Source organism: Streptomyces zhaozhouensis (genome assembly GCF_900230195.1).
Taxonomy (GTDB): domain Bacteria; phylum Actinomycetota; class Actinomycetes; order Streptomycetales; family Streptomycetaceae; genus Streptomyces; species Streptomyces zhaozhouensis.
This window is the reverse complement of sequence record NZ_OCNE01000001.1, coordinates 706,959-727,652: the sequence shown is the minus strand read 5'-3', so window position 1 is coordinate 727,652 and position 20,694 is coordinate 706,959. Positions and strand designations below refer to the sequence as shown.

Below are 20,694 nucleotides of genomic sequence, written 5' to 3'. Positions count from 1 at the left end.
TCTCTTCAAGTCGCCTCGCGTCGGGAGTTCGATCGCTGGGGGAGCCCCCGGCAAGCGACCGCCGCGTTGCGGCCGCGGGGCTTTACCGGCGGATCAACGATCGCTCCTTCACGATGGGGCTGCTGTGGCTGTCCCCCGTCGGTACATGTGACGCACCGTCAGCCCGCTGAAAAGCGTATTGATCTTAACAGCCGGCGCCCCTGTCGAAGACCGTTCGAGGGCCCGGACGCAGGGCGGCGATGTGTTCGAACGCTGGCGAATGTGAACGCCCGGCAGCGGCGTTGTGCCTGGCCGGAGCCCTTCCGGCGAGGGAGTGGCGGTGGACGTGGGGGGCGTGCGCCCCGCCGCGGCCACCGCCGGGTCAGCGGGGCCCGAGAGGCGCTACCCGCGTCACGCGGACATCGATTCGACGCGCAGCATGGGATGACGCTCCATCAGTTCTTCGAGGGTGTGGAAACCGTCCGTGAGCGTCAGGGCGTGCGGCAGCAGCGCGCCGACGACCGACTCGATCGTCTCGGGCAACTGGCGCACCTGGTCGGCGGTCAGCCGCTCGTGGGCGAGCAACTCACCGCTGTGGGTGGCGACATAGCGCAGCGCGAAGAGCCGCTGAAGATCCGTCAGCAGCGCGCCGGCCTCCGGGTCCCCGGTCCGTTCGGCCGCCGACAGCACCGCGCGGGCGGCGAGGTGGTGCGCGTGCGCCTCCACCAGGGACAGCGCGTGGCCGGACGCGCCGTTCCACCGGTCCAGCGGGGAGCCGGCCCCCCGGTCCCGCAGCCGGGTCCTGGCGCGTTGGTGGCGCAGCCGCTCCAGGTCGGCCAGCAGGTCGAGCAGGTGGTGGGGATCGAGCAACGAGCGTGCGGCGGGCGGGGCGTCGGCGACGGGGCGCGGCGTGAAGCCGCCCAGCAGCATCTCGCCGGCGGCCTTGACCCAGATGACGGTGTTGTCGCCCTCGGCGGTGATCGTGCCCTCGTTGGCGGCGAGTTGGCCGGCGATGCCGTTGGAGAGCAGCAGGCCCTGCGCGCCGCAGCGCTCGCGGCACTCGGTCATGACCAGCCGGGCCTGCCAGGTGATCCAGCCCTTGGCTATGGCCACCAGCCGTTCGGCGTCCTCGCGCGTGTCGTCGTCCGCGCGCGCCCAGCGGTCGGTCACCTCACGCTGGAGGAAGTTGGCCGCGTACGTCGTCGCCAGCGCCTCGACGAGCGGGGCGTGGTGGGTGCGGTGGGCGAAGAGCGGCACCCGCTGGCCGCTGGTCATGCCGGAGGTGACCCGCTGGTGGGAGTGGCGCACGGCCACGGCCAGGGCGTGCCGCATGGTGCCCAGGCTGTAGGCGCTCATGCAGAGCTTTCCGCTGGTCACCCGGCCGATGGAGCGCAGGAACCGCTTCCGGGGGCTGCCCAGCGAGGAGGTGAACCCGCCGTCGGGCGCCAGCCGGCCGTGGTCGCCCTGGAGCATGGCGGTCAGCGGCAGCCGCACGCCGCGGAACGCGGTGGCGCAGTGGTCGACCGGGCTGCTGGCCGTCTGCGGCAGCGCCTCCACCTCGACGCCCGGCAGATGGCGGCCGTGCCCGTCGGTCAGCGGTGTGAGGAAGAGGAACACCCCCTCGTCCCTGCCGTCGATCACCAGGCGGGCGGCGACCAGGGCGTCCTTGGGGCCGCCCGTGGTGGAGGTGTTGGGCATCCATTTGCGCGCGCCGGGGTCGGGTGTCTCCAGCAGTAACGTCCCGGTGGCGCGGTCCAGCGTGGCTGTCGTCCTGAGCTGGGCGGCGTCGTTGCCGTGGGCCCGTTCCGTGCACAGGAAGGTGCCGACTCTCTCCATCCGCAGATAGGGGCCGAGGTCACGTTCGCCGTGGTCGTGGTCGAGCAGGCTGCCGAGGAACAGGTTGTAGTGGATGCTCAGAATCGTGGCCAGGCCGGCGTCCACGACGCCCGCCCACTCGTGCAGCGCGCTCAGCGCCTCGGCGTCCCGCACCAGCGCCTCCGGGTCGGGCAGCCCGGCGTTCACGACGCGCAGCCGCTGGTACGACAGCGCGACGCGCGCCTCGTGGGTCAGTCCCTCCTGGTAGTCGAAGACGGCGGAACCGAAGAAGCCCCGCAGCGGTTGGTGGACCGGGCGTCGCGTCTCGAACAGCAGGTCCCTGAGCGCGGAGGAGGGGGCCGGTGGGGTCGACGACGTGAACGGTGCGGCGTGCGCGGAGAGTTGAGTGACAGTCACCGGAGAAAGTTACCCCTCGTGGCCGAGAGTGACGTTATGAGGATGAACACGATTGGTGGGGTGCGATGTGCGGTAGATGCTTCCGTGCTCTGTGGGGCGGCGGACGCTCCCCCGGAGGGCTGACCGCCGGGGGGCGGGGCGCGTGAACGCGTGCACGGGTGCGGGCGGTGCCGGCGCGCCGGGAAAGGCGTCGCCGCCGCCTCCCGTCGCGCGTTTCGGAGCGAGGTCGCGCGGTGACGGAAGGTGCCCGCCGAAACGCCGGAGGGCGGGCGTCCGACGCGACCGCGCGGGGGAGCGGCGACTCCGGGGGAAACGGCTTTCCCGGTTTCCGTGGCCCCGGGTGAAATGCGCGGGGGGTGTCGGGTACGCGCAGGTAGAGGGGGGAGCGTGCGTGTGCCCGGGGGGAAGGTGCAGGCTTTTCCCGCGGCGTTCTGCCTCGTTTTCCTCGCCGCATTCCCATGCTTTTCCGTCGCGTTCCCGGATGGCTTTTCCGTCCTCTCGCCTGTCGCGGCGAAAGGGGTGCGCGTAATACCCATGACGGCTTTGTCGGGGGAGGAATGAAAACGCCGGGGCCCCTCGGCGGGACGGGGGAGCGGCCGGGTCCTGTCGTAGTGACGGTCAGTCAAGTCCACGTGTGCCGCGCCGCCTTGTGGCGAGAGTGGCGCACGAGGCGGGTGTGTCGCGGCGCCCGCCCCGCCCCGTCACACCGCCGACGGAAAGCGGAAGGACTGGCTCCGAGACGTGAATGTCGAAACCCTCTGGCGAAGACGGTGTGGGTCGTGTTCTTATTGCGGCGGCGGGGGGACGCCAGGGGGATGACCAGTCAGGAAATCCGGCCACAGGTCACGTCTTGATGGGGGGACGTGATGCGCTGCTCCGCGCCTCAGGGACTTCACGAGAGGTGCGGGAGGGGCCGCCGTGAGCGAGGTCAACGTCCATATCCAGCCGATCGAGACCACTGACCGCTGCGGGGTGGTTCTCGCGGCAGACGAGCGGGTCCCCCTGTCGGGATGGCTCGACTCCGGCGCGGGGACCGTCGAGAAGCTGGTCCACGAGCACGGCGCGGTGGTCCTGCGGAACTTCGCCACCGAGGGCGACGACGACATCCGGGCGATCGTGACCAGGCTGTCCGGCCCGCCGTTGGACTACACGGAGCGCTCCTCGCCCCGTTCCGAGGTCAGCAGCGGCATCTACACCTCGACGGACTACCCGTCGGAGAAGCGGATCTTCCTGCACAACGAGCAGTCGTACAACCTCCGCTTCCCCGAGCGCCTGTACTTCCACTGCGTGACGGCGGCGGAGGAGGGCGGGGCCACGATCCTCGCCGACAGCCGGCGCGTCCACGAGCGGCTGACCCCTCAGCTGCGGGCCCGCTTCGCCGACGGCTACCGGCTGGTGCGCAACTACCGGCCCCACGTGGGGCTCTCGTGGCAGGAGGTCTTCCAGACCACGGACCGCGACGAGGTGGCCCGCTACTGCGCCGCCAACGACATCGACGTGGAGTGGCTGGGCGACGACGAGCTGCGCACCAGCCAGCTGCGGCCGGTGGTCGCCCGGCACCCGGCGACCGGCGCCCGCTGCTGGTTCAACCACCTGACGTTCTTCCATGTCTCCTCGCTGGGCGAGGAGTTGGCGCGGATGCTGGTGGACGCCTACGGGGAGGACGGGCTGCCGACCAACACCTACCACGCGGACGGCTCCTCGATCGCGCCCGAGCTGACCGACCAGCTGCGGGACGCCTACGAGCGGGAGTGCGTGTCGCCGAGCTGGGAGGAGGGCGACCTGATGATCGTGGACAACCTGCTGGCCTCGCACGGGCGCGCCCCCTACCGGGGCGCCCGGCGGATCGTCGTCAGCATGGCCGGCGCGGTCACCTGGTCCCAGGTCGCGACGACCGTCTCCTGAGGGCCGCGCGGGGCCGCGCCGTTCGCGCCCCCTCGCGCACCCACGCACCACCCACACACACCGATCGTCGTCAACGCGTCGTGGGGACCGTTGACTCGCCAGTACGGCCGCGGCATGGCGACCGCGCGCCCCGTCCCGCCGTGGGGGACGGGCGGGGCGCCCGTGCCGTGTTCACACCCGGGGGGTTCGGATGGACACACCACTGTCGGACGAGGGCCTGGCGCTGTCGTTCGCCCAGCAACGTCTGTGGTTCATGGACCAACTGGTCCCGGGCAACCCGTTCTACAACGTGCCCAGCGCCCACCGGCTCGTCGGGCCGCTCGACGTCCGGGCGCTGGAGCGGGCGCTGACCGAGGTCGTCGCCCGGCACGAGACGCTGCGGACCCGGCTGGTGGGCTCCTCGGACACCCCGCGCCAGGTGGTCGACCCGCCGTCGGTCGTGAAGCTGCCGCCGGTCGACCTGGAGGCGGAGGCCGACCCGGTCGCCGCCGCAGGGGAGCTGACCGCGCGGGAGGCGCTGGCGCCCTTCGACCTCTCGGCCGGACCGCTGCTGCGGGCCCGCCTGCTGCGGCTGGCGGCCGACGACCACGTGCTGCTGGTGACGATGCACCACTCGGTGACCGACGCCTGGTCCCTGGGCGTCTTCAACGGTGAACTGGGCGTGCTCTACGACGCGTTCACGGCCGGTCGCGCGTCCCCGCTGCCGCCGCTGGAGATCCAGTACGCCGACTTCGCCGAGTGGCAGCGCGACTGGCTCACCGGCGACGTGCTGCGGAAACGGCTGGACTACTGGCGTGCGCGCCTTGCCGACATGCCGACCGCGCTGGAGCTGCCGGCCGACCGGCCGAGGCCCCTGGTCCCCAGCTACGCGGCGGGGTCGGTGCCCGTCCGGGTGCCGGCGGCGCTGACGGAGCGCCTGCGCGCCCTGGGCACGGAGCGCGGGGCGACGCTGTTCATGACGCTGCTGGCCGCGTTCGACGCGCTGCTGAGCCGGTACACCGGGGCGCTCGACCTCGCGGTGGGCGTGCCGGTCGCGGGCCGCAACCGGGCGGAGCTGGAGGGGCTGATCGGTTTCTTCGTCAACAACCTGGTGCTGCGGGTCTCCCTTTCGGGTGACCCGACCTTCGCCGAGCTGCTGGAGCGGACGAGGGAGGCGGCCCTCGGCGCCTTCGACCACGAGGACCTGCCCTTCGAGCGGCTCGTGGAGGAGCTGCACCCGCTGCGGGACCTGAGCCGCAATCCGCTGGTGCAGGTGGGGTTCCAGTTCGGGCAGCAGCAGCACACCGGGATGGAGGGGGCGGACGGCGCCGCCCGTTCCCTGGCGCTGCGCGGCGTCGAGAGCGGCACCTTCCAGGGGGAGGACGCGACGACACGGCTGGACGTCGAGTGGAACTGCGCGGAGTCGGCCGACGGGCTGACCGGCTCGCTGGTGTACGCCACCGACCTGTTCGACCGCTCCACGGCGGAGCGCCTCGCGGCCGGCCTGACGCGGGTGCTGGCCCAGGTCGCCGACGATCCGGGGGTGCGGCTCTCCGAGCTGTCCCTGCTGGACGCGCGCGAGTGGCACCGGCAGGTGGTGGAGTGGAACGACACCGCCGTGGACGTGCCCGCCGGGGTGACGGTCGCCGCGCTCTTCGACGGGTGGGTCCGGCGCACCCCGGAGGCGACCGCGGTCTCCTTCGGCGGCGCCTCGCTGACCTACCGCGCACTGGACGCGCGGGCCAACAGGCTGGCGCACCATCTGCGCGCGCTGGGCGTGGGCCCCGAGGTGCTGGTGGGGGTCTGCCTGGAACGGGGCCTCGACCTGGCGGTGAGCCTGCTCGCCGTCGTGCGCGCCGGCGGCGCCTATCTGCCGCTCGACCCGGACTACCCCCGGGAGCGGCTGGAGTTCATGCTCGCCGACTCCGGCGCCCCCGTGCTGATCACCGACACGGCGGAGGCCCCGGCGGCGCCCGGGGTCAGGACGGTCCGCCTCGACGCCGAGCGCGAGGCCGTCGCGGCCCGGCCCGCGGTCCCGCCGGAGTCCGGGCCGACGGCCGCGCACACCGCCTACGTCATCTACACCTCGGGTTCCACCGGCCGCCCCAAGGGCGTCGAGGTGACCCACGCGAACCTGGCCAACATGGTCGGGACCCAGCGCGGGCCGCTGGGCGTCGGGACCGACTCGGTGATCATGCAGTACGCCTCGGTCTGCTTCGACGCCTCGGTGATGGACATGTGGTTCAGCTGGTCCAGCGGGGCGGAGCTGCTGATCGCGCCCGGCGGACTGCTGGGCGCCGAGCTGGCCGAGGAACTGCGGCGCGGGCGCGTCACCCAGGTGCTGCTGGTGCCCTCGGTGCTGGCGACGCTGCCGCCGGTCGCCCTGCCCGCGCTGCGCACGCTGCTGATCGGGGGCGAGGCGGCGGACCCGGAGCTGGTCAACCGCTGGTCGGCCGGGCGCCGGCTGTTCAACCTGTTCGGGCCGACCGAGGCCACCGTCAACGCCACGGCGTACCACTGTGCCGAGCCCGTGGACCGGGTGCCGCCCATCGGCCGGCCCATCGGGAACGCCACGGTGCGGCTGCTGGACGCGCGGCTGCGGCCCGTTCCGGTGGGTGTGGCGGGCGAGATCTACGTGGGCGGCGCGGGTGTGGCGCGGGGCTACCGGGGGCGCCCCGGGCTGACCGCGAGCCGTTTCGTGGCCGACCCCTACGGCGGTCCCGGGGCGCGGCTGTACCGCACGGGCGACCGGGGGCGGCATCTCCAGGACGGCACGGTGGAGTTCCTCGGCCGGCTGGACGACCAGGTCAAGCTGCGCGGGCTGCGCATCGAGCTGGGCGAGGTCGAGGCGGCGCTGGCCCGGCACCCGGCGGTGCGCCAGGTCGCGGTCACGGCCCGCGAGGACGCCGACGGGGAACGGCGGCTGGTGGGCTGCGTCGTGCCGGCCGGGACCTGGGGACGGGCCCCGGGCGACCGGGACGCGGCGGACGAGGCGGCGGCGGCCGCGCTGCTCGACGAGTGGCGCGCCTCCTTCGAGCGCGCCCACCGTGCCGCGCCGCCGCCGACCGGCGCGCCGGCGGACCCGGACCGGGACGCGTGCGCGGCGACCGTGGAGGCGCGGATCGCGGCGCTGCGCCCCGCGCGGCTGCTGGAGGTCGGCTGCGGCGACGGGGCGTTGACCCGGCGGCTGGTCGCCCACGCCGAGCGGTACACGGCCTGTGACGTCTCGGCGGCGGCGATCGACCGGCTGCGGTTCGACCCCGGTCTCGCGGGGCGCGCGGGCCTGACCCTCGCGGTCGGCTCCGCCGAGGAGATCGAGCGGCTGCCCGGCGGCCCGTTCGACGCGGTGGTCCTGGACGGGGTGCCGCGACGGCTGCCGAGCCTGGCGCACCTGGAGCGGGTGGCGCGGAAGGCGGTGGAGGCGACGGTCGACGGCGGGCTCGTGGTCCTGGGCGACCTGGACAGCCTGCCGCTGCTGCCTGCCCGGCACGCCGCCGACCGGCTGGCCTCGGCCGACCCCGGGACGGAGGTCGCGGCCGTGGCCCGTCAGGCGCGGCTGGCGAGCGCGGGGGAGCGACAACTCGCCGTCTGGCCGGGGCACTTCGCGGCGCTGGCGCACGCCTGGGAGCGGGTGGGCGCCGTGGAGGTGGTCCCCAGGACCTCGCCGGTCGAGGACGGGGCGCGGGCGTTCCGCATGGACGTGCTGCTCTGGGTGGGCGAGCCGCCCGCGACGGTGGTGCCCGCGCGCTGGTGGGAGTGGGGGACCGAGGTCGAGGGGCTGGACGCGGTGCGCGCGCTGCTGGCGCGCGAGCCGGGCGCGTTCGGCCTGCGGGGGGTGCCGGACATCGAGGCCCGCGGCCGGTCGCGACTGGCCGCCCGGCTGGGCGGGGCCGTGGCCGGCACCCGGGTGGCGGCGCTGCGGGAGGCGCTGGCGGCCGAGGGCGCGGGGGCGGGGGTGAGCGCCGCCCGGCTGAAGGCGCTGGCGGAGGAGTCCGGCCGCCACTGCCGGTTCAGCTGGCTGGCGGGCGATCCGCACGGGGACTGGGACGTGGTGTTCCTGGGCGCGGGCGACCCCGCGCACGCCCCCGTCCGCTTCCCCGGCCCCGACGGGTCGGCCTCCGCGCCGCCCCCGGCCAACGACCCCGCGCGGGCGCGGCGCGACAGCGCGGACCGGGCCCGGCTCTTCGCCGAGCTGCGGGAGTTCGCCAGGGAACGGCTGCCCGAGTACATGGTGCCCACCGGGTTCGCCCTGCTCGAAGCGCTGCCGCTGAGCCCCAGCGGCAAGGTGGACCGCCGGGCGCTGCCGGACGCCGAGCACCGGACGTCCTCCTCCGGAAGGGCCCCGGTCGGTGCCGAGGAGGAGGCGCTGTGCCGTCTCGCCGCCGAGGTGCTGGGCCGCGAACGGGTCGGCGCCGACGACAACTTCTTCGACCTGGGCGGGCACTCCATGCTCGCGATCCGCCTGCTCAACCGCGTCCGTTCCGCCTTCGGCGCGGAGATCAGCCTCAGAGAGTTCTTCACCGGGCCCACCCCGGCCGATCTCGCCGCGCGGCTGCGCGGCTCCGGCGCGGGGGCCCCGGCCACCACCGACGGAGGTTTCCGATGAGCAATCCCTTCGACGACGTCGACGGCGTCTTCCGGGTGCTGCGCAACGAGGCGGGCCAGTACTCGCTCTGGCCCGACTTCGCCGAGGTCCCGGCGGGCTGGACGTCGGTCCACGGACCGGCGGCGCGCGCCGCGTGCCTGGAGTACGTCGAGAGCGACTGGACCGACCAGCGCCCCGCCGGCCTGGTGCGCGCCCCCGGGGCTGGCGACTGACGGCCGCCGGGGCGCGAGGAACGACGGCGGCCGGGGTGGACCGCCGCGAGGGAAACGGGGGAGAGAAATGACCGACGACCTGTTCGACTGCTCACTGCTCCAGCGCCGGCTGTGGTTCGTCGACCGGCTGAATCCGGGGGACGCCGCCTACAACATCTCGCTGGGCTCGCGGATCAGGGGCCCGCTCGACGCGGAGTTGCTGGAGGCGTCGCTGGACGCGGTGGTCGCCCGGCACGGGGCGTTGCGCACCTGCTTCGTCGAGGTCGGCGGTGAGCCGCGCCAACGGGTGCTGCCCGGGGCGCGCGTGCCCCTGGTCCGCACCGACCTCACGCGGGAGGCGGCGCACGACCCGGCCGCCGCGGAGCGGCGCGCGCTGGCGCTGGCCGCCGAGGAGAACCACGCCCCGTTCGACCTCTCCCGGGCCCCGCTGCTGCGCGCCCGGCTGATCCGCCTCGGCCCCGAGGACCACCTGCTGACCCTCACGGTCCACCACATCGTCTTCGACGGCTGGTCCGCCGGCATCCTGCTGGACGACCTCTCGCGGGCCTACCGCGACGACGCCCGGCTCCCGCCGCCGCCCGCGCAGTTCACCGACCTGGTCGCCTGGGAGCGGAGCACCCTGCACCGGGACGAGCGGGAACGGCTGCTGTCCTGGTGGCGGGAGCGCCTCGACGGCGCCCCCACGGTGCTGGACCTGGTCACCGACCGTCCCCGGCCCGCCGTCCAGGCGCACCGGGGCGCGCGCCACACGCTGAGACTCCCCGAGGAGACCGCCGAGGCCGTCGAGGCGCTGGGGCGCGTCTACCAGGTGACCCCGTTCCTCACCCTGCTCGCCGCGTTCGGCACCGTGCTGGCGCGCCACGCCGACCAGGACGAGCTGCTGCTCGGCACGCCCGTCGCGGCCCGCCCCGACACCCGGTTCGAGGAGGCCGTCGGGCTCTTTCTGAACACGGTGCTGATCCGCTACGACGCCACCGGCGACCCGACCTTCGCCCAGCTGCTCTCCCGCGTCCGCGGCACCGCCCTGGACGCCTTCGAGCACCAGCAGGTGCCCTTCGAAAGCCTGGTCAACGAGCTGGACCGGGAGCACTCGCTGAGCCGCAACCCGCTGTGCCAGGTCTTCGTCAACGCCGAACCCGAGCCGTCGCCGCTGACCCTGGCGGGCTGCGCCGTCGAGCCGCTGACCAACGAGCAGCTGTCGGCCAAGTTCGACCTCACCCTCTACGTGCGCACGAGGGAGGGCGGCCTCGAACTGGAACTCGTCTACGACGCCGACCTGTTCACCGCCGACCGGGCCGCCGAGCTGCTGGACCAGACCGGGCTGCTGCTCGCCCAGATCGGCCGCAACCCGCATCTGCCGGTGCGCGAGTACACCCTGGTCACCGAGCGCTGCCGGGAAGGGCTGCCCGACCCCACCCGCCCCATCGAGCGGCGCTGGGCCGGTTCGGTGCTGGACCGGCTGGCGCGCCACCGCGCGGCGACCCCCGACCGCACCGTGCTCTCCGCGCCGGGACGCGACTGGACCTTCGCCGAACTGGACGCGGACGCCGACCGGTTGGCCGACCGCCTGCTGGCCGCCGGGGTCCGCAGGGGCGACGTGGTCGGGCTGCTGACCACCAGGGACCCCTCCACCGCGATCGGGATGTTCGCCGCGCTGAAGATCGGCGCCCCGTTCGTGATCATGGACTCCACGCTGCCCGCCGGCCGTCTCGAACAGTGCGTGGCGGTGAGCGAGCCCCGCGCGCTGGTCGTCTGCGCGGGCCCCGAGGCCCTGCCGCCGGAGGCGCCGCCGCCCGGCGCCGGCGACATCCCGGTGGTCCGTCTCGACGACCCGGCCTGGAGGGCGGGCGACGCCGGGCAGCCGCACGCGCCCGCGCTCGGGCCCGAGGAACCGGTCTACGCCGTCTTCACCTCCGGCACCACGGGGCTGCCCAAGTGCGTGCGGACCACCCACGGCACGCTCTCGCACTTCTTCGAGTGGTACGAGGAGAGCCAGGAGCTGGGCACCGCCGACCGCTTCGCGGTGCTCTCCGGGCTGGGCTACGAGCCGCTGATGCGGGACATCCTGATGGCGGTCTGGGCGGGCGCCAGCTGCCACTTCCCCGCCCACGACCGGCTGGAGTTCGCCGCGATCGGCCAGTGGCTGTCGGACGCACGGATCACCGTCGCCCATCTCACCCCGCCCTACGCCGAGGAACTGGCCACCGTGCTGAAGCCGCTGCCCGAGATGCGGCTGGTCGGCGTCGGCGGCGACGTGCTGCGCCGGGGCACGGCCGTCGCCTGGGCGGCGCTGGCCCCCGAGGCACGGCTGCTCAACTACTACGGCACTACCGAGACGCCGCAGGCGATCTCCGTGCTCTCGCTGCGTGACCGCGCCACCGAGGACGGGGTGCGCGCCTTCGGTAACAAGCTGCCCATCGGCCCCGGCATCGAAGGCGTGGAGCTGCTCTGCGTCAACTCCGCCTGGCAGCTCTGCGGGGTGGGCGAGATCGGCGAGGTGATGGTCCGCACGCCGTATCTCGCGCGCTATGTCGGCCAGGACCGGGGCGGCTTCCTCACCAGCCCCTGGACCGAGGACCCCGAGGACCGGATCTACCGCACGGGCGACCGGGCCCGCTGGCTGGGCGACGGCTGCCTGGAGTTCATCGGCCGCACCGACCACCAGGTCAACCTGCGCGGCTTCCGCATCGAACCGGGCGACGTGGAGGCCGTGCTGACCCGCCATCCGGCGGTCGGCCAGGCCCTGGTGGTCGTGCGCGAGGACCCACACGGCGACCGCCGGCTGGTCGCCTACGTCACCGCCCCCGCCGGGGACGAGGCACCCACCGCGAGGGAGCTGCGGGCCCTGGTCGCGGAGTCGCTGCCCCGGCACATGGAGCCGGCCGCCTTCGTGGTGCTGGACGCGTTCCCGCTGACCGTGAACGGCAAGATCGACCGCCGGGCGCTGCCCGCCCCGGTCTTCGGCGCCGCCGGCTCCTCCCGTCCCGCGGGCACGGCGACGGAGCGCGCGCTCGCCGCCCTGTGGGCGGAGGTCCTCGGCGTCGAGGACGTCGGCGCCGAGGACGACTTCTTCGACCTCGGAGGCCACTCGCTGCTGCTGGCGCGGCTGCTGGCCCGGGTGCGCGAGGAGCTGGGGGCCTCCCTCGCGCTGCGGGAGGTCTTCGAGCGTCCCACCGTCGCCGGCTGGGCCGAGCTGGTCGAGGAACGCGCCGGCGAAAAGGCCGGCCCCGCCGCGCCCGACGAGGACGAAGGACGGTACGGGGAAGGGGAGTTCGCGCTCACCTCGCTCCAGCGGCGGCTGTGGTTCCTCGACCGCCTGCACCCGGGAGACACCGCCTACCACATGACGGTCACGGCCCGCCTGCGCGGCCGGCCGGACCTCGGGCTGCTGGAGGACGCGCTGAACGCGGTGGTCGCCCGCCACGGCGCGCTGCGCACCCACTTCGTCGAGGTCGAGGGAGAACCGCGCCAGCGGGTCGCCGCCCAGGTCCGGGTGCCTTTGCGCCGCGCGGCGGCCGGCACCGAACGGGAGGCGCTGGCGCTGGCCGCCGAGGAGAGCCGGCTCCCCTTCGACCTGGGCCACGGCCCGCTGCTGCGCGCGCTCCTGGTCGAGATCGCCCCCGGCGACCAACTGCTCAGCCTCACCGTGCACCACATCGTCTTCGACGGCTGGTCCGCCGGCATCCTGCTCGGCGACCTCTCCGCGGCCTACGCCCACGGAGCCCGACTCGACGAGGCGCCCGCCCGGTTGACCGACCTGGTCGCCTGGGAGCGGACCGCGCTCGCCCAGCGGGAGGAGGGCCTGCTCTCCTGGTGGCGGGAGCGCCTCGACGGCGCCCCCACGGTGCTGGACCTGGTCACCGACCGTCCCCGGCCCGCCGTCCAGGCGCACCGGGGCGCGCGCCACACGCTGACGCTTCCCGAGGAGACCGCCGAGGCCGTCGAGGCGCTGGGGCGGGCGCACGGCGTGACGCCGTTCATGACCCTGCTCGCCGCGTTCGGCACCGTGCTGGCCCGCCAGGCGGACCAGGACGAGCTGCTGCTCGGCACGCCCGTCGCGGCGCGCCCGCACAGCAGGTTCGAGGAGGCCGTCGGGCTCTTTCTGAACACGGTGCTGATCCGCTACGACGCCACCGGCGACCCGACCTTCGCCCAACTGCTCTCCCGCGTCCGCGCCACCGCCCTGGACGCCTTCGAGCACCAGGACGTCCCGTTCGAACGCCTGGTCACCGCGCTGGCGCCGGCGCCCGACCTCAGCCGCAACCCGCTCTTCCAGGTGCTGTTCTCGTTCCAGAACACCCCGCGCACCGCGCTGCGGCTGGGCGACGTGGACGTGGAGCTGCTGGACGGCTCCGAGGCGCGCGCGCAGGGCGACCTGTGCCTGCGACTGGCCCGCAGGGAGCGTGGCGTCACCGGGGTGCTGGACTACGACAGCGAGCTGTTCACCCCGGCCACCGCCGAGCGTCTCGTCCGCCAGTTCCGCACCCTGCTCGACGCGGTGACCCGACGGCCGGACGTGCCGCTGAGCGCGCTGCCGCTCGCCGGGCCCGAGGAGCGGCGGACCGTGCTGACCGACTGGCAGGGCCCCGCGCGCGACTGGACGACCGCGACCACCCTCCCGGGGCTGCTGGCCGAGCAGGCGGCGCGCACCCCGGCGGCCGAGGCCGTCGCGCTGGGCGAGCGCCGGCTGACCTATGCCGAACTCCACGGGCGCGCCGACGCGTTGGCGCGGCGACTGCGCGACCACGGGGTGCGGCCCGGCACGGTGGTCGGGGTCTGTCTCGACCGCTCGCCCGAGCTGGTCGTGGCGCTGCTCGCCGTGCTGAAGGCCGGCGGGGCCTATCTGCCGCTCGAACCCGAACTGCCGCGGGCCCGGCTGCGCGAGATGCTCGCGGACAGCGCGGCGCCCGTGGTCCTCGCCGGACCCGGCCGGGGCACCGCGCTCGGCGGGGCCGGGCGCGTGGTGCTCGCCGTGACCGAGGAGACGGCGCCCGGCGGGCCCGAGCCGCTGGCCGGCCCGGACGACCTGGCGTACGTCCTCTACACCTCGGGCTCCACCGGCGCCCCCAAGGGCGTGATGGTGCCGCACCGGGGTGTGGTCAACCGGCTGTGCTGGATGCGCGACGCCTACGGGCTCGACGGCGCGGACCGGGTGCTCCAGAAGACGCCGATCGGCTTCGACGTCTCCGTGTGGGAGCTGTTCCTGCCGCTGATCAGCGGCGGCTGCCTGGTGCTGGCCGAGCCCGGCCGCCACCGCGACCCCGACCACCTGGTCGAGGTGATCGCGCGGGAGCGGGTCACGGTCTGCCACTTCGTGCCGACCATGCTGGGCGCCTTCCTGGACGCGCCGGGCGTCGAGACGCTGGGATCCCTGCGGCTGGTGGTGTGCAGCGGGGAGGAGCTGCCGGCCGAGCTGGCGCGGCGCGCGCGGAAGACCTGGGACGCGCGGCTGGAGAACCTCTACGGGCCGACGGAGGCGTCCGTCGACGTCACGTCCTGGTCGGTCGACGGCGACGACCTCTGGCGGGTGCCGATCGGCGCCCCGCTGGCCAACGTCCGGGCCTACGTGCTGGACCGGCGGCTCGCTCCGGTGCCCGTGGGCGCGGTGGGCGAGCTGTACCTCGGCGGGGTCGCGCTGGCCCGGGGCTATCTGGGGCAACCGGGGCGCACCGCCGAGCGGTTCGTCGCCGACCCCTTCGGCCCCCCGGGCTCCCGGCTGTACCGCACGGGCGACCGGGCCCGCTGGTTGGACGGCGGCGCGCTGGAGTTCCTGGGGCGCACCGACCACCAGGTGAAGCTGCGGGGCTTCCGGATCGAGCCCGGCGAAATCGAGGCCGTGCTGGCGCGCCATCCGGCGGTCGGCCAGGCGCTGGTGGCGGTCCGTGAGGACGGGCGCGGGGACCGTCGGCTGGTCGCCTACGTGACGGCGACGCCGGGGGAGGGGGCGCCGACCGCGAGGGAGCTGCGGGCCCTGGTCGCGGAGTCGCTGCCCCGGCACATGGAGCCGGCCGCCTTCGTGGTGCTGGACGCGTTCCCGCTGACCGTGAACGGCAAGATCGACCGCCGGGCGCTGCCCGCCCCGGTCTTCGGCGCCGCCGGCTCCTCCCGTCCCGCGGGCACGGCGACGGAGCGCGCGCTCGCCGCCCTGTGGGCGGAGGTCCTCGGCGTCGAGGACGTCGGCGCCGAGGACGACTTCTTCGCGCTGGGCGGCGACTCGATGCACGCGGTCGCCGTGGTCGGCCGGGCCAGGGCGCGGGGGCTGACGCTCTCCGTGGACGCGCTGTTCCGCACACCCACCGTGGCCGCGCTGGCCGAGGCGCACGAGGAACGCGCCCACGCGGGAGGGGCGCCAGCGGCCGACCAACCCCCGTCCGACGTCGGGGCGTTCGGGCTGATGACGCCCGAGGACCGCGCCCGGCTCGGCCTGGGCCGGGGCCCGGAGTGAGCCCGCCCGTGGCCGTCGACTTCCTGATCCGCAACTCATGACCGGAGACGCCACCATGGCCGACCCCGCGAGGGACATCGAAGACGCCTATCCACTGACCCGGTTGCAGTCCGGCATGTTCTTCCACAGCCAGCAGGACGCCGGGCGCTCCACCTACCACGACCTGTCCAGCCTGCGGGTCACGGGACCGTTCCGCGCCGAGGCGCTGACCTCCGTGCTGGCGGCGCTGGGCGCGGCACACGAGGTGCTGCGCAGCGGCGTCGACCTGACGACGTTCAGCGAGCCGATGCAACTGGTGCGCGCCTCGGCCGCGATACCGCTGACCGTGGAGGACCTGACCGGGCTCGCCGAGGCCGAGCGGGACGCGCGGGTCGCCCGGTGGCGTGCCGAGGAGACGGCCAGGGGCTTCGACCTGTCGCGCGCACCGCTGCTGCGGGTGCACGTCCAGCGGCTGACGGACCAGGAGTTCTGGCTGCATCTGAGCTTCCACCACGCGATCCTGGACGGCTGGAGCCTGTCGCTTTTCACCTCGCGGCTGCTGGCCGAGTACGACGCCGCGCTGGGCGGTGCCACCCCCCGCGTTCCCCGGCCCGGCACCCGGTTCCGGGACTACGTGCTGCTGGAACGCAAGGCGCTGGCCGACGAGTCGGCGCGCGACTACTGGGCCGCGCTGCTCGCCGACACGGACAGCTGCGACCCGCCCCGCTGGCCCGACGAGGCGGGGGACGAGGGGCGCTCCGCCGCGCTGCACCCGGTGCCGCTGCCGGCGCACGCCGCGCGCGGGGTGCGCGAGGTCGCCGACCGCGCGGGGGTGCCGCCGAAGGCCGTGATGTTCGCCGTGCACGTCGCCGTGCTGGCCCGGCTCACGGGGCAGCGCCGCGTGGTGACCGGGCGGATCGCCAACAGCCGGCCGGAGACGGAGGACGGCGACCGGATGGTCGGCCTCTTCCTCAACGTCGTGCCGCTCGTCGTCGAGACCGGGGGCGCCGACTGGCTGGAGCTCGCGCGCCGGGTGCACCGGGCCGAGACCGAGGCGCTGCCGTTCCGCCGCTACCCGCTCAGCCAGATGCTGCGCGACGCCGGCCGGGAGACCCCGTTCGGGACGCTGGTGGACTACCGGGAGATGCGCAGCTACGGAAAGCTGGCCCACCGGCGGATCGCGGTCGCGGACGCGGACTTCTTCGAGCAGACCAACTTCGGGCTCTCCGCCAACTACGGCGCCGACGTGACCTCGGGCGAGCTGCGGCTGCGCCTCAACCACGACACCTCGACCTACTCCGCGGCCCGCGTCGCGGAGATCGGCGCCCACTACGCCGACGCCTTCGCCGCGCTCATCGAAGACCCCGAGGCGCCGGTCGGGGACGCGTTCGCCGCCCAGGACGCCGCGCTGGCGCGGGCGTTGGCCGACTGGAGCGACACCGCCACCGCGCTGCCGGCGGAGCGGACGCTGCCGGGACTGCTGGCCGCGCGCGCCGACGGCGTCGCCGACCGGGTCGCGGTCCGCTCCGGCCCGCACGCCCTGACCTACCGCCGACTCCACGCCTCGGTCGACGCCCTGGCGGGCCGGCTGCGGGAGCGCGGCATCGGCCCCGGGGCGGTCGTCGGCGTGCATCTGCCGCGCTCGCCCGCGCTGCTGGTCGCGCTGCTGGCGGTGATGCGGGCCGGCGGCGCCTATCTGCCGCTGGACCCGGAGTACCCGGCCGAGCGGCTGGCCTACACGCTCGCCGACTCGGGCGCCGCGCTGGTGCTGGCGGACACGGAACGGCCGGTGGCCGGCGACGCGACGCCCGTGCTGCGGCTGGGGCCCGAGCCGTGGCCGGCCGCGCCCGCCCCGCCTGACCTCCCCCCGGTGGCGCCCGAGGACCTGGCGTATGTGATCTACACCTCCGGCTCCACCGGGCGCCCCAAGGGCGTGCAGATCCCGCACGAGGCGCTGGTCAACCTGCTGCTGTCGATGTCCGACGAGGTCGGGCTGACCGCCGGGGACCGCTGGCTGGCGCTGACCTCGCTCTCCTTCGACATCGCGGGCCTTGAGGTCTTCGCGCCGCTGCTGGCCGGCGCCGAGCTGGTGCTGTCGCCGGACGGTGCGGCGGACGGCGGGCGGGTGCTGGAGGAGCTGCGGAACAGCGGCGCGACGATCGTGCAGGCCACGCCGTCCAGTTGGCGGCTGCTGCTGGAGGCCGGGCTCGGCGAGGAGCCGGGGGTGCGCGGCATCTGCGGCGGCGAGGCGCTGCCCGCCGCGCTGGCCGACCAGCTCGCCGGGCGGCTCGGCGCGCTGTGGAACGCCTACGGCCCGACGGAGACCACCATCTGGTCCTGTCTGGACCGGATCCGCGTCGGGGAGGCCGTCACCATCGGCCGGCCGCTGGCCAACACCGGGGTGCGGGTACTGGACGAGCGGCTGCGGCCGGTGCCCGTCGGGGTGCCTGGCGAGCTGTATCTGGCGGGCGAAGGACTGGCGCGCGGCTACCGGGGCAGGCCGGGTCTCACGTCGGGGCGCTTCGTTGCCGACCCGTCGGGGGAGGCCGGCCGGCGCGTGTTCCGCACGGGCGACACGGTGCGCTGGCGGCCCGACGGACGGCTGGAGTTCCTCGGCAGGTCGGACGACCAGGTCAAGATCCGCGGCTACCGCATCGAGCTCGGCGAGATCGAGACCGTCCTGGGCGAACACCCGGCGGTCGACCAGGCCGTGGTGGTCACGCGCCGCGACGAGCGGGGCGGCGACCGGCTGGTCGCCTACCTGGTCGGCGACGAGCGCGGGGAGGCGACGCGGGCGCCGGCCGCGCTGCGGGCCTTCGCCGCCGGACGGCTGCCCGCCCACATGCTGCCCTCGGCGTTCGTGGCGCTGGAGGCGTTCCCGCTGACGCCCAACGGCAAGGTGGACCGCAGGGCGCTTCCCGACCCGGGCCGGGAGCACGTCGGCGCGGGGCCGTTCGTCGCGCCCCTGACGGAGACCGAGCGGCTGCTGGCCCGGCTGTGGGCGGAGGAGCTGGGCCTGGACCGGGTGGGCACCGCCGACACCTTCCGTGACCTGGGCGGCCACTCCATCGCCGCGCTGCGGATCGCGCTGCGCGTCCGGGAGGCCACCGGCGTGGAGGTGCCGATCGCCGGGCTGCTGACCGGCGGCACCGTCGCCTCGCTGGCCGCCGGGATCGACGGCGGCGGCCGGTTCGAGGGCTCGGTGCTGGTGCCGCTGCGCGAACGGGGCGGGCGGACGCCGTACTTCCTCGTCCACCCGCTGGGCGGCAGCGTCTTCTGCTACGCGGCGCTGACCGAGGCGCTGCCCGAGGACCAGCCGGTCTACGCGTTCCAGGTGGCCGACCTCGCCGGCGGCGAGGGCCCGGAGAGCATCGAGGCGATGGCCGGGCTCTACCTCCGGGAGCTGCGCGCCGTCCAGCCGCACGGCCCCTACCGACTGGGCGGCTGGTGCCTGGGCGGGGTGGTGGCCTACGAGATGGCGCGCCGCCTGGCCGACGAGGGGGAGCGGATCGAGATCCTCGCCGTCGTCAGCTCCAGCATCGAGGACCCGGTGCCGCCCGAGTACGCGGTCGACGAGTCGGCCGCCGTGCTGGGCGCGTTCGGCGACCATCTGCCGATCACCCGCGAGGAGCTCCGGGCCGTCGAGCCCGAGCTGCGGCTGCCGCACGTGCTGGCGCTGGCCAGGGGCGACCTGGCCAGGCCCGACGTCGGCGGCGAACGGGATCTGGCCCGCCTGGTGCGGGTCTTCCAGCGGCACGCGCGGGCCGTGCTGGCCTACCGCGACACCGCACGCGCCCCCTACCCGGGCGCGTTGCTGGTGGTGCGCGCCGCCGACGAGGAGTACGGCAGCGCCCACCTCGGCTGGGCGGGGCGGGTCTCCGGCCCGCTGGTGCTGCTGGACTCGCCCGGCCGGCACAGCGGGGTGATGACCGCCGCGCACGCCGGGGAGCTGGCGGCCAGGCTGCGCGCCGTCGAGGCGTCGGGGCGCGCGGGTCTTGACCGGTTCGGGGCGAGCGAGTGGAGCGACGGTGAGTGAGACCACGACGGCCGACCAGAGCGAGGGGACGCCGGAGCGGCCCCCCAGCCTCTGGCGCGACCGCGACTTCGTGCGGCTCTGGGTGGGGCACACGGCCTCCCAGTTCGCCTCCCAGGTCAGCACCCTGACCGTGCCGCTGGTGGCGGTCATGGCACTGTCCTCCTCGCCCGACGAGGTGGGCCTGCTGCGGGCCGTGGGACAACTGCCCTACCTGCTCTTCGCGCTGTTCGTCGGCGTCCTGGTGGACCGCTGGCGGCGACGGAACGTGATGGTCGTCGCCGACTTCGCGCGGGCGCTGGCGCTGGGCGCCATCCCCCTCTTCTGGGCGCTGGACGCGCTGGGCACCCCGGTGCTCTACGCGGTGATGCTCGTCGTCGGCACCTTCACCGTGCTCTTCGACGTGGCCTACCAGGCCTACCTGCCCCGGCTGATCGACCGGGAGTCGCTGGCGCGGGGCAACAGCCTGATGGAGAGCAGCCGTTCGGGCGCGCAGATCGGCGGCCCGGCCTTCGGCGGCGTGCTGGTCTCGCTGCTCACCGCGCCCGTGGCGATCGTGGCCAGCTGCGTCACCTACCTGGTCTCGGCGATCTCCATCCAGCGCATCCGCAGGCCCGAGCCGGAGCCCGACCCCACCGCCGCGAAGGGCGGCGTGCTGCGGCAGATCCGGGAGGGCGTCGGCCTGGTGGCCCGCGACCCGATGCTGCGCACGGTCGCCGCCACGGCCTGCGTGTTCAACTTCTTCTTCTCCGCCTTCATGACGGCCTATCTGCTCTTCCTGCCCCGCGACCTGGAGCTGTCGGGCGCGGCGGTGGGCCTGTGCCTGGCGGCCTTCGGACCCGGCTTCCTGGTGGGCGCCCTCGTCGCCGGCACGGCCCCGGGACGCCTGGGCTACGGCCCGGTCCTGGTGCTGTCCGCCGCCGTCAGCGACGGCGTGATGCTGCTCGTCGGCGCCATGCACGGCTCCGGGGCGCTCACCGTGGCCGGGCTGGTCGTCATCAACTTCCTGTACGCCGCGTTCGCGCAGACGTTCAACGTGGCGCTGATGGCCGTGCGCCAGGCCATCACCCCGGACGAGATCCAGGGCCGGGTGGTGGCGACCATCCGCTTCCTCGGGGTGGGACTCGCCCCGCTCGGCAGCGCGCTCGGCGGCGTGCTCGGCGGCGCCGCCGGGCTGCGCGCCAGCCTGCTCGTCGCGGCCGGCGGGATGTGTCTGGCCCCGCTGGTCCTGCTGATCTCCCCCCTGGCGCGCCTCGGCAGGGAACTCCCCGAGCACGTCGAGCAGCCGGGGAAACGGGCGTGAGGGCGCACGGGGCGGCACCCC

Annotated in this window: 7 protein-coding genes; 6 read left to right on the top strand and 1 reads right to left on the bottom strand. The window is 74.9% G+C overall.

Annotated features, from left to right (window positions below; all coding sequences use genetic code 11):
* Positions 1-390: 390 nt before the first annotated feature.
* Entirely contained in the window at positions 391-2,211 is a 1,821-nt protein-coding gene (locus CRP51_RS03195) for an acyl-CoA dehydrogenase family protein (RefSeq protein ID WP_170970410.1), read from the bottom strand.
* Between the two features lie 918 nt (positions 2,212-3,129).
* Here CRP51_RS03195 and CRP51_RS03190 point away from each other — a divergent pair.
* The 6 genes from CRP51_RS03190 to CRP51_RS03165 all read left to right on the top strand — a co-directional run bounded on the left by CRP51_RS03190 (position 3,130) and on the right by CRP51_RS03165 (position 20,673).
* Positions 3,130-4,116, top strand: coding sequence for a TauD/TfdA family dioxygenase (locus CRP51_RS03190; protein WP_097229365.1), 987 nt, complete (start codon positions 3,130-3,132; stop codon positions 4,114-4,116).
* 190 nt (positions 4,117-4,306) lie between these two features.
* Positions 4,307-8,701, top strand: coding sequence for a non-ribosomal peptide synthetase (locus CRP51_RS03185; protein WP_097229364.1), 4,395 nt, complete (start codon positions 4,307-4,309; stop codon positions 8,699-8,701).
* Positions 8,698-8,913, top strand: a complete 216-nt coding sequence (locus tag CRP51_RS03180; RefSeq protein ID WP_097229363.1) for an MbtH family protein — start codon at positions 8,698-8,700, stop codon at positions 8,911-8,913. Before CRP51_RS03185 ends, CRP51_RS03180 begins: the two co-directional genes overlap by 4 nt.
* 67 nt (positions 8,914-8,980) lie before the next feature.
* A complete protein-coding gene (locus CRP51_RS03175) occupies positions 8,981-15,358 on the top strand; it encodes a non-ribosomal peptide synthetase (RefSeq protein ID WP_097229362.1) in 6,378 nt (2,125 codons plus the stop codon).
* Between the two features lie 37 nt (positions 15,359-15,395).
* Complete coding sequence (locus CRP51_RS03170) at positions 15,396-19,373, top strand: non-ribosomal peptide synthetase (RefSeq protein WP_097229361.1); 3,978 nt, start codon at positions 15,396-15,398, stop codon at positions 19,371-19,373.
* Positions 19,366-20,673: an MFS transporter gene (locus CRP51_RS03165; protein ID WP_097229360.1), complete on the top strand. Its 1,308-nt coding sequence runs from the start codon at positions 19,366-19,368 to the stop codon at positions 20,671-20,673. The genes CRP51_RS03170 and CRP51_RS03165 overlap by 8 nt, the downstream gene beginning before the upstream one ends.
* Positions 20,674-20,694: the final 21 nt, after the last annotated feature.